At 66.2% G+C, this 10,447-nt stretch carries 9 protein-coding genes; 4 read left to right on the top strand and 5 right to left on the bottom strand.

The features are described from left to right. From PMN64_RS39385 to PMN64_RS39375, 3 genes are all read right to left on the bottom strand, one after another. A partial coding sequence (locus tag PMN64_RS39385; protein ID WP_411784652.1) for an alanine racemase occupies nucleotides 1-1,008 on the bottom strand: 1,008 nt, incomplete at its 3' end. Between the two features lie 127 nt (nucleotides 1,009-1,135). Further along, nucleotides 1,136-2,953: an ABC-F family ATP-binding cassette domain-containing protein gene (locus PMN64_RS39380; protein WP_411784651.1), complete on the bottom strand. Its 1,818-nt coding sequence runs from the start codon at nucleotides 2,951-2,953 to the stop codon at nucleotides 1,136-1,138. A 4-nt stretch (nucleotides 2,954-2,957) separates the two neighbouring features. Further along, nucleotides 2,958-3,458 carry a YaiI/YqxD family protein gene (locus tag PMN64_RS39375; protein WP_411784650.1) on the bottom strand — a complete coding sequence of 167 codons (501 nt, stop codon included), beginning with the start codon at nucleotides 3,456-3,458 and terminating at the stop codon, nucleotides 2,958-2,960. Between the two features lie 135 nt (nucleotides 3,459-3,593). On the opposite strand from PMN64_RS39375, the gene PMN64_RS39370 reads away from it, so the two are divergent. Then, nucleotides 3,594-4,397 (top strand): hypothetical protein, encoded by an 804-nt coding sequence (locus PMN64_RS39370; RefSeq protein ID WP_411784649.1) that lies wholly within the window; start codon nucleotides 3,594-3,596, stop codon nucleotides 4,395-4,397. A 155-nt stretch (nucleotides 4,398-4,552) separates the two neighbouring features. Here PMN64_RS39370 and PMN64_RS39365 read toward each other — a convergent pair whose 3' ends face one another. Further along, on the bottom strand, nucleotides 4,553-6,925 hold the full coding sequence (locus PMN64_RS39365; protein WP_411784648.1) for a xanthine dehydrogenase family protein molybdopterin-binding subunit: 2,373 nt from the start codon (nucleotides 6,923-6,925) through the stop codon (nucleotides 4,553-4,555). A 196-nt stretch (nucleotides 6,926-7,121) separates the two neighbouring features. Between PMN64_RS39365 and PMN64_RS39360 the strand changes: the two genes are divergently transcribed. The 3 genes from PMN64_RS39360 (at nucleotide 7,122) to PMN64_RS39350 (ending at nucleotide 10,098) form a co-directional block, all read left to right on the top strand. Then, nucleotides 7,122-8,165, top strand: a complete 1,044-nt coding sequence (locus PMN64_RS39360; protein WP_411784647.1) for a Ppx/GppA phosphatase family protein — start codon at nucleotides 7,122-7,124, stop codon at nucleotides 8,163-8,165. A 164-nt stretch (nucleotides 8,166-8,329) separates the two neighbouring features. Next, nucleotides 8,330-9,031 (top strand): RlmE family RNA methyltransferase, encoded by a 702-nt coding sequence (locus PMN64_RS39355; RefSeq protein ID WP_016840279.1) that lies wholly within the window; start codon nucleotides 8,330-8,332, stop codon nucleotides 9,029-9,031. A gap of 236 nt (nucleotides 9,032-9,267) precedes the next feature. Next, nucleotides 9,268-10,098 (top strand): Crp/Fnr family transcriptional regulator, encoded by an 831-nt coding sequence (locus PMN64_RS39350; protein WP_411784653.1) that lies wholly within the window; start codon nucleotides 9,268-9,270, stop codon nucleotides 10,096-10,098. A 26-nt stretch (nucleotides 10,099-10,124) separates the two neighbouring features. Here the strand turns inward: PMN64_RS39350 and PMN64_RS39345 are convergent, their stop codons facing one another. Continuing rightward, complete coding sequence (locus PMN64_RS39345) at nucleotides 10,125-10,322, bottom strand: hypothetical protein (RefSeq protein ID WP_411784646.1); 198 nt, start codon at nucleotides 10,320-10,322, stop codon at nucleotides 10,125-10,127. Nucleotides 10,323-10,447: the final 125 nt, after the last annotated feature.

Below are 10,447 nucleotides of genomic sequence, written 5' to 3'. Positions count from 1 at the left end.
GTCCATCATGTTGACGACGACGCAGACATGATTGGGCACGATCCGCACCACGTCGCCGACATTGGGCCGCGTGTTGCTGCGGGACAGGTCGAGGAAGCCGTGCTCCTCGGCGAAGCGCGCGATCCTGGCCTCGGGATGTTCGAGGATCAGGCCGTGGCCTTCGAGGCCGCCGGTATCGGAGGTCAGTGTCTTGGAGCCGGCATCGAGAATGCCGCGCTCGGGGCCGGCGCGGCTGACGACGGTGGAATAGATGTGCAGCGCGCAATCGTCCCAGGTGGCGACGCCGGCCGCGACCTGCATGCGGTCGTTGTAGATGTAGGTGCCGAAGCGATGCTCGGTGCCGCCCTTCAGCTTGCCGAGATTCTTCAGGTTCGGCGTGCCGCCGGTGGAGACGATTGTCGCATCGAGGCCGTGGGCGCGAACGCCGGCCAGCGCCTCGTCGTAGAATTTCTGCGCGTCGGCCCAGCCGGTCTCGGTCGGGTACAGCATGAAGCCCGCGAACGTGAGGCCCTTGGAGGCTGCGATCTCGCGCGCCAGCGCGATCGCCTCGGCCGGGGTCTCGACACCGGCGCGCTTGCGGCCGGTGTCGCATTCGACCACGACCGAGAGCGGGCGGCCGGAGGCGGCTGCGGCCTTCGGCAGATCGCCGACGACGACGGAATTGTCGGCGGCGACGGTGACGTTGGCCTTGCCTTGCAGCGCGCCGAGCCGTGCCATCTTCTCGTCACCGAGCAGATTGTAGCTGATCAGGATGTTGTCGATGCCAGCGTCCGCCATGATCTCGGCCTCGCCGAGCTTCTGGCAGGTGATGCCTTTGGCGCCGGCCTTGATCTGCAGCTGCGCCAGCATCGGGTTCTTGTGCGTCTTGATGTGCGGACGGTTGGCGACGCCGGCCTCGTCGCAGGCCTTCTGGATGCGCGCGATGTTGCGCTCGACCCGGTCCATGTCGATCACGGCGCAGGGCGTGCCGTATTCCTTGGCGATCTTGGCGGCGAGGGGCGTGGTCATCGGGGCGGCTCCATTGCAGAATTTCTGTCATTGCGAGCGGAGCGAAGCAATCCATCTGCCCGCGTTTGCAGATGCATGGATTGCTTCGTCGCTCCGCTCCTCGCAATGACGGCAAGAATCATTGTGTTCATGCCTGTTCGATCTCTTCGCGCAGCACCTCGAGTTCGAGCCAGCGGTCCTCGGCAGCGGCGAGCTCGCCCTGCGCCTTTGCGATCGCGGCCGAGGCGGCGTCGAATGTCTTGCGATCCCTTGTATAGAGATCGGGATCGTCGAGCAGCTTCTGCTGCTCGGCGATCTCGGTGTGCAGCTTGTCGATGGTCTTCGGCAACGTTTCCAGCGCGTGCTTCTCGTTGAAGCTCAGCCGGCGCCTCGGTGCTGCTTCGGGCGCCGCGGCCCTGGCTTCCTTCTTCTCTTCGGTCGAGGCTTCCGCCTTCACCGTCTCGCGCTTCACGTCGGCGCCGCGCTGCGCCAGCATGTCGGAGTAGCCGCCGGCATATTCGATCCAGCGTCCCTGGCCTTCGGGCACGATCACCGACGTCACGACGCGGTCGAGGAAATCACGGTCGTGGCTGATCAGGATCACCGTGCCCTCGTAATCGCCGAGCATGTCCTCGAGCACGTCGAGGGTTTCGAGATCGAGGTCGTTGGTCGGCTCGTCCAGGATCAAGAGGTTGGACGGCTTGGCCAGCGCGCGCGCCAGCATCAGGCGGCCGCGCTCGCCGCCGGAGAGCGCCTCCAGCGGCGTGCCGCGCTGCTCCTGCGCGAACAGGAAGTCCTTCATGTAGCCGATCACGTGCTTCGACTTGTCGCCGACCATGACGTGATCGCCGCGGCCGCCGGTCAGGGCCTCGGCCAGCGTCAGCTTCGGGTCGAGGCTTTCGCGATGCTGGTCGAGCGTCGCCATTTCGATATTGGCCCCGAGCCGCACCGAACCGGAGTCGGGCGGATCGTTGCCGATCAGAAGATGCACCAGCGTGGTCTTGCCGGCGCCGTTGGGACCTACGATACCAAGCCGGTCGCCGCGCTGGATCCGGGTCGAGAAGCCGTCGACGATCCTCCGCTCGCCGAACGCCTTCGCGATGTTCTTGGCCTCGATCACCAGGCGGCCGGACTTCTCAGCCTCGGCGGCGGCGAGCGTGGCATTGCCGGTGGCGCCGCGATAGTTGCGGCGCTGATCGCGCAGCGCGAAGAGATTGCCGAGCCGCTTGACGTTGCGCTTGCGGCGACCGGAGACGCCGTAGCGCAGCCAGTGCTCCTCGTTGACGATCTTGCGGTCGAGCTTGTGCTGCTCGCGCTCTTCCTCCGCCAGCACCTCGTCGCGCCACGCCTCGAAGGCGCCGAAGCCGCGCTCGATCTGCCGGATCTGGCCGCGGTCGAGCCAGGCCGTGGTGCGCGACAAATTGGTGAGGAAGCGGCGGTCATGGCTGATCAGCACCAGCGCGCAGCGCCGGCTTTCCAGTTCGCCCTCGAGCCATTCGATGGTCGGCAGGTCGAGATGGTTGGTCGGCTCGTCCAGCAGCAGGATATCGGGCGAGGGCGCCAGCACCCGGGCCAGCGCCGCACGGCGCGCTTCACCGCCGGAGACATGCGCCGGATCTTCCTCGCCGCTGAGGCCGAGCTGTTCGAGCAGATAGCGCGCCTGGTAGTGGTCGTCGCCGGGGCCGAGGCCGGCCTCGACATAGGCGAGCGTCGTCTTGTGGTCGCCGAAGTCCGGCTCTTGCGGCAGATAGCGGATGGTGGCGCCGGGCTGCACGAAACGGCTGCCGGCATCTGGCTCGACCAAGCCGGCCGCGATGCGTAGCAGGGTCGACTTGCCGGAGCCGTTGCGGCCGATCAGGCAGACGCGCTCGCCCGCGGAGACCGACAGCTCGACGCCCGTCAACAGAGGCGTGCCGCCGAAGGTCAGGCTGATGTCCTTGAGCTGGATGAGAGGAGGCGGAGCCATCGCGCTAACCCTGCTGGCTCGCCTGCGCCTGCTCGGCGCGGCGGCGCTGGATGCGGCGGATGGTCTGGTCGAGCGTCGACAGGAAGGTCGAGCGGTCGCGCGGCGAGTATGATTTCGGCCCGCCGGTGATCTCGCCCGACGAGCGCAGATCGGTCATCAGATTGCGCACCGCGAGCGTCATGCCGATCGACTGTTCGGTGAACGGCTTGCCGTTCGGCGCGATCACATCGGCGCCGGCCTTGACGCAGCGGCTTGCGAGCGGAATGTCCGCAGTGATCACGACGTCACCCTCATGCGCGCGTTCCGCGATCCAGTCGTCGGCCGCATCCATGCCGGAACCTGCGGCGATGCGCTCGATCAGCGGATCCTGCGGCACGCGGATGAAATTGCCCGCGACCACGCTCACGGGCACGCCGTGCCGGATCGCGACGCGATAGATCTCGTCCTTCACCGGGCAGGCGTCGGCGTCGACATAGATGCGGGTGGGAGCAGGGGTTTCAGTCATCGATTCCAGGGTTGGCAGACGCGGCCTGCGTGTACTCCATCGGGCGGAAAATTGCGAGCAAAACGAGAGGCTTGTCACGCTGCCCGGTTCGACTACGATTGCCTGAGAAAAACAACGGAAATAAGGGGAAACCCCATGGATTCGAAGACGGCTTCGCTGACCTACCGCGTCTCGGCCTACAACACTTCAAAGCTCTCGGAAAACAAGATCCACGACGACACGGTGGCGCGGAAGTTCGGCTTTTCCGGCGGACTGGTGCCCGGCGTCGACGTGATGGCCTACATGATGCACCTGCCGGTCGAGAAATGGGGCCGCGATTTCCTCGCGCGCGGCCTGATCGAGGCGCGCTTCGTGAAGCCGGTCTATGACGGCGAGGTCGCGGAATTGACGGGCCAGGAGACCGGCAATGGGCTCATGATCGAGCTCCACAGCCGCGGCGAGATCTGCGCCACCGGCACCGCCTCGCTGCCGGCATCTGCGCCGAAATTCGTGCTCGACGACTACAAGCAGGTTGCCGCGGTCGCCGAGCGCAAGCCGGTCAGTGCGTCGTCCTATGAGGAGGGCAAGTGGCTCGGCACCGTCCCGCGCGACTGGTCGGGCGATGCCGCGAAGGACTATCTCGCCGATATCAGGGAGACCGACCCGATCTACTTACGCGAAGGTCTCGGCCATCCCGGCCTGCTGCCGCGGGTGATGAACAAGGCCCTGGTCGACAATGCGATCCTCGGGCCCTGGATCCATGTCGGCACCCGCATGCAGCTGCTGTCGGCCGGCAAGATCGGCGACGAGCTGACCGCGCGCGCCAAGGTGACCGGCAATTACGACAAGAAGGGCCACCGCTTCGTCGAGCTCGACGCGCTGGTGCTCGGCAACGGTGTGCCGCTCGCGCATTGCTGGCACATCGCGATCACCCAGCCGCGCGAGCAGGCCGCGGCGTAACTTTCCACCTCTCCCCGTTCTTCATGGGGAGAGGTCGGATCGCATCGCAGATGCGACCCGGGTGAGGGGCGAGGCACAATTTCAGTGCTCGCCGGATGGAGCCCCTCACCTCAACCCTCTCCCCGCAAGAGCGGGGCGAGGGAGCAGGAGAGACCTTATGCCGCCTTCGCCTTGGCGTCCTGGATCGCGCGCCAGACGCGTTCCGGCGTCAGCGGCATGTTGATGTGCTTGATGCCGTACTCCGACAGCGCGTCGACTACGGCGTTGACGATGCAGACGAGGCTGCCGGCGCAGCCGGCTTCGCCGCAGCCCTTGGTGCCGAGCGGGTTGGATTTCGCCGGCGAGGGATGATCGCCGACCAGCATCGACGGCACGTCGCCGGCACGCGGCAGCGCGTAGTCCATGAACGAGCCGGTGATCGGCTGGCCTGAGGCGTCGTAGCTGACTTCCTCCATCAGCGCCTGGCCGATGCCCTGCGCGACGCCGCCGTGCAGCTGGCCGGCGACGATCATCGGATTGACCACGACGCCGAAATCGTTGACCGCCGAGTAGCGCACGATCCGCGTCACGCCGGTGTCGGGATCGATTTCGACCTCGGCGACGTGGCAGCCGTTCGGGAAGGTCGACGCCGTCTCCTTGGTGGCGTGATCGACGTCGAGCGTCTCCGGCGTGCCCTCGGGCATCTTGCCGGCGCGCATCCGCTCGGCGAGCTCCATGATGCCGATCGAGCGGTCGGTGCCGGCGATGGTGAAGCGGCCGGCGCCGAATTCGATGTCGGCCTCGGAGGCCTCCAGCATATGCGCGGCGGCCTTCTTGCCCTTCTCGACCACGAGCGCGGAAGCCTCGACGATCGCTTGGCCGGTTGCGGTGATCGAGCGCGAGCCGCCGGTGCCGTTGCCGAACCGCACCAGATCGCTGTCGCCCTGTTCGAGCGTGATCTTCTCGAAGGGCACGCCGAGCTGGTCGGACAGCACCTGCGCGAACGGGGTGGCGTGGCCCTGGCCGTAATCCAGCGTGCCGGTGGTGAGCTTCACCGAGCCGTCGGGCTCGAAGCTGATCTTGCCGAGCTCGCCGCTCGGCGGCGCGGTGACCTCGAGATAGGAGCCGACGGCGATGCCGCGCAGCTTACCGCTCTTCTTGCTCTCCTTCTTGCGCTTGGCGAAGTTCTCGTAATCGGAGATCTCCAGCGCCTTCTGGAACACGCCGGCGAAATCGCCGCTGTCATAGGTGACGCCGGAGGCCGCCGGGAAGGGCAGCTGCGACGGCTTGATGAAGTTGCGCTTGCGCAGCGTGAAGCGGTTGATGCCCATCTCGTCGGCGGCGGCATCGATCAGCCGCTCCATGTAGTAGTTGGCCTCGGGCCGGCCGGCGCCGCGATAGGCGCCCATCAGCGTGCTATTGGTCAGGACCGTCTTGATGTCGACGCCGAGCAGCGGCGTGCGATAGACGCTGGCGAGGTTCTTGCCGGTGTTGAGCGACAGCGGGCCCGGCGCGACGCCGGTGATATAGGCGCCGAGATTGCCGTAGCCGGACAGCCGCACCGCGAGGAACTTGCCGTCGGCATCGAGCGCGAGCTCGGCGTGGATCAGCTGCGCGCGGCCCTGGCTGTCGGAGAGGAAGCTGGTCGAGCGCTCGTCCAGCCACTTCACCGGGCGGCCGAGCTCGCGCGCCGCATGCGCGATGCAGGTGTATTCGGGATAGTTGAGGTTCTTCATCCCGAACGAGCCGCCGACATTGCCGGTGAGGATGCGGACCTTGTCGGCGGGCACGTTGAGCAGGCGCGCCAGGATCGCCTTGTTCCCGGAGACGCCCTGGGTCGGCACCTGCAGCGTGAAGCGTTCGGTTTTCTTGTCGTAGTGGGCGAGGGCGACGCGCGGCTCCATCGAGACCACGGCGACGCGGGTGTTGACGATGTCGAGCTTGGTGACGTGCGCCGCGCCGGCGAACGCCGCCTCGATCTTGGCGGTGTCGCCATAGTGATAGTCGAGCGCGACGTTATCAGGGATGTCGTCATAGAGCTGCGGCGCGCCCGGCTTGGCGGCTTCGGCCGCGTCGGTCACCGCCGGCAGCGGTTCGATATCGACCTCGACGGCCTCGGCCGCGTCGCGAGCCTGCGGCGCGGTCTCCGCGACCACGAAGGCGACGGGATCGCCGACGAAGCGCACCTTGTCGGTCACGAGCGCGGGGCGGTTGGTCTGCTTGAGCGGCGAGCCGTCGCGGTTCTTCAGCGGCAGGCCGCAGGTGAAGGGGTTGTAGCCGGCGGCCGCAAGGTCGGCGCCGGTCCAAACCCCGAGCACGCCCGGCATCGCCTTGGCGGCCGCCGTATCGATGCCCTTGATGATTCCATGGGCATGGGAGGAGCGAACCATCCAGCAATACGCCTGGCCCGGCAGGGAGAAATCGTCGGTGTATTTGCCCTTGCCGCGCACCAGGGTGTCGTCCTCCTTTCGTCGAACAGGCTGTCCGACACCGTATTTTTGCAGTGCGATAGCGTTTTCGAGAGAGGCAGGCGGCGTGTGATCTTGCATCGAAAATGACCTGAAATGCCCGGATTTGCTGGAGTTTGGGGGCGTTGAGGAGATAACGCACGCCCCCCTTAACGACAACGCCCGATTGGGCATGGACCCAATGTGAACGGAGTTGCGTAGGGCTTTGACGCTGCTAAAGTTTCCGTGAACGACAATTATTCGGCGGGCCTTTTGGTCCCGCGGAAAGACAGTTTTGATGAACGACCATGTGCGGCTTTGCGATGGCCCCCCGGCCAGCGAAGCCCCGCCAGGGTTGGTTGCGGCAGCGGCGGAAAGTGGCGTCTACGCCGCGCTGGACCTTGGCACCAACAATTGCCGGCTGTTGATCGCCTGTCCCACCGGCGACGGGTTCCGCGTGGTCGATTCCTTCTCGCGGATCATCAGACTCGGCGAGGGTATCGCCGCCACCGGCTCGATCAGCGAGGCCGCGATCGAGCGGGCGATTGCCGCACTGGCCATCTGCAGCGACAAGATCCGCTATCGCAAGGCGCGCCGGCTCCGCTTGATCGCCACCGAGGCCTGCCGCGCCGCCGGCAATGCCGAGAGCTTCCGCGCGCGGGTGGCGGCCGAGACCGGCATCAAGCTCGAGGTGATCGATCGTGAGACCGAGGCGACGCTCGCCGTGATCGGCTGCTCGCCGCTGCTCGATCCGAAGGGGCGGGGCGCCATCCTGTTCGATATCGGCGGCGGCTCGACCGAGCTGGTGCGGATCGAGCGCGACCCCAACGCACCCGACGCGCCGCCACGCATCAAGGCGTGGATGTCGATCCCGCTCGGCGTCGTCACGCTGGCCGAACATTTCGGCGGCAAGAACGTCACCAGGGATCTGTATGCGCAGATGATCGACGAGGTCGCGCGGCACGTCGCGCCGTTCGCGGCCGGGCACGGCAAGGATTTGCGCGACATGCACATGCTCGGCACCTCGGGCACCGTGACGACGCTCGCCGGCGTGTTCCTCAATCTGTCGCGCTATGACCGCCGCCGCATCGACGGCATCTGGATGAACGATTGCGACGTCACCGCGACGATCCAGAGGCTGCTCGGCATGAGCTATGAGGCGCGCGTCAACAACAACTGCATCAGCGTCGAGCGCGCCGATCTGGTGCTCGCCGGCTGCGCGATCCTCGATGCGATCCGCAATGCGTTCCCGATGCCGCGGCTCCGCGTCGCCGATCGCGGCCTGCGCGAGGGCATGCTGGTCGAGATGATGCGCGAGGACGGCGCGCTGCGGGCGTGCTAGAGCTTCTCTTGCCTCGCCCCGCTTGCGGGGAGAGGCCGGATTGCATGTCAATGCAATCCGGGTGAGGGACTCTCCACGAGCGCATCTCTCACCTTCATTGCGGAACCAGCCCCTTACCCCAACCCTCTCCCCGCAAGAGCGGGGCGAGGGAGTAGAGAAGCAGTATGGCGAAAGACACCACCGGGCGGCTGCACGTCACGGTCAAGAGCGGCGGCAAGCGCAAGCTGTCGTCAAAGCTCTGGCTCGAGCGCCAGCTTAACGATCCCTATGTCGCCAAGGCCAAGGCGATGGGCTACCGCTCGCGCGCGGCATTCAAGCTCACCGAGATCGACGACAAATATCGTCTGCTCAAGCCGGGCATGACGGTGGTCGACCTTGGCGCGGCGCCCGGCGGCTGGAGCCAGATCGCGGCGAAGCGCACCGGTGCCGCCGACGGCAAGGGCAAGGTGGTCGCAATCGATCTGCTGGAAATGGGCGAGATCCCCGGCGTCACCTTCGCGCAGCTCGACTTCCTCGATCATGACGCGCCGGAAAAACTGATCGCGATGATGGGCGGCCGCGCCGACATCGTGATGTCCGACATGGCCGCCAACACCACCGGCCATCGCAAGACCGATCAGCTCCGCATCATCGGCCTGGTCGAGACCGCCGCGCATTTCGCCGGCGAGGTGCTCAATCCCGGCGGCACGTTCCTGGCAAAAGTGTTCCAGAGCGGCGCCGACGCCGAGCTGGTGGCGCAGCTGAAGCGCGATTTCGCCACCGTCCGCCACGTCAAGCCGGCCGCCAGCCGGCAGGATTCGTCGGAGCGCTACGTGCTGGCGACGGGATTCCGCGGACAGCAACAGCCGTCATCACGCGGGGAGTAGCAACGACGCGTTCGCCGAAGCCTCCGCGAAGGCAAGCCATGATCCCTCGTCGAGCCCGGCTGGAGCGCCGTCCCGTTACGCGAGCGCGGTCGGGGGCTGACCTGAATCCATTGGAACTCTTCCCGTTACGGCGTATTCTACCTTTCCGGCGCGGTCAGTTCGTTGCGTATTTCGGCCTGGCGCCACGGCAGGTTTGTGCAGCGAGCCGCGCCTCCGTCTTGCGGAGCTGTTCCGTGATGGAACGCAGGTCGAGCATAGGTAATCGCCTTCTGGCGGCCTTGCCGCCCGCCGACCTTGATTTGCTTGCGCCTCATCTCCGCAAGGTGTCGCTCGAACGCGACGCCGTGCTGGTGCGGTCGGGCGACCTCGTCGAACAGATCTATTTCCCCTGCACGGCATTGATCGCGTTCGTCATGGACATGCCGAACGGACAGGCCGTCGCGACGACTATGATCGGCAACGAGGGCGCCGTCGGCATCCTGTCGACACTCAGGTCGATACGCTCGCCGATGACCGCGGTGGTTCGCGTCGCGGGCACGACGTGGCAGATTTCGCCGGCACGATTTCACGCCGCACTCGCGCACAGTCACGCGCTTGCCGGTGCGGTGCAGCTCCATATGCGGTCGTTGCTGGTCCAGTTCCAGCATATCGCGGCGTGCAATGCGCTCCATTCCGTCGAGGCCCGCCTGGCCCGGTGGCTGTTGCAGGTTCACGATCAGATCGGCGACGACACGCTGCCGTTGACGCAGGAGACGCTGTCGGAATTGCTGGGTGTGCGACGAACGACCGTGACCCACGTCGTGCACAAGCTTCGCGCCTCGGGCGCAATCCGCTCCAACCGGCGGAGCTCGATCGAGGTCGACAGGCCGCTGCTCGAAACTGCGGCCTGCGAGTGCTACGAGATCATGCGCGGCAGGATCGACCGCATCGTATCCGCGGAGGGGATCAAGTCGTCCGGTCGCGGCGCGCCGCCACATGGACCCCCGCGTTCGCACGCCCGGCCGTGGACCAATGGCGACAAGGTTCATGCGCGCGGCGCCGGTGCTGAGCGATCACGAAGCCATTGAATGCGGTTGCAACGCAGACGCAGGTGTCAGGACGCCTTGCGCAATTCCTGCTCGGGTTCGTGGACCCACGCGTCCCTGGCGAACCATTCGTGATTGGTCCGACAGCTCGTGCAATAGCTGCGCGAAAAGAACACGGTGCTGCGCCGGAACGTCTCGCGGTCGGATTTCATGCCGGTATTGATCGCACGTCCCGTCCGCGGGCATTTGATCATGATGACGCCCACCTCGGTCCTCCTCCAATGTCAGGGATTGCTGGTCCCGCGCACCGTCGGCTGGACCGCGCCCCTTCTGATCGGAGACGCTTGGTCCTGTCTCTTATACACATCTCCGAGCCCACGAGACTTAGGAT

It is taken from the genome of Bradyrhizobium sp. UFLA01-814 (assembly GCF_046718885.1).
Taxonomy (GTDB): Bacteria; Pseudomonadota; Alphaproteobacteria; order Rhizobiales; family Xanthobacteraceae; genus Bradyrhizobium; species Bradyrhizobium elkanii.
This window is presented reverse-complemented; position numbering and strand designations above follow the sequence as displayed.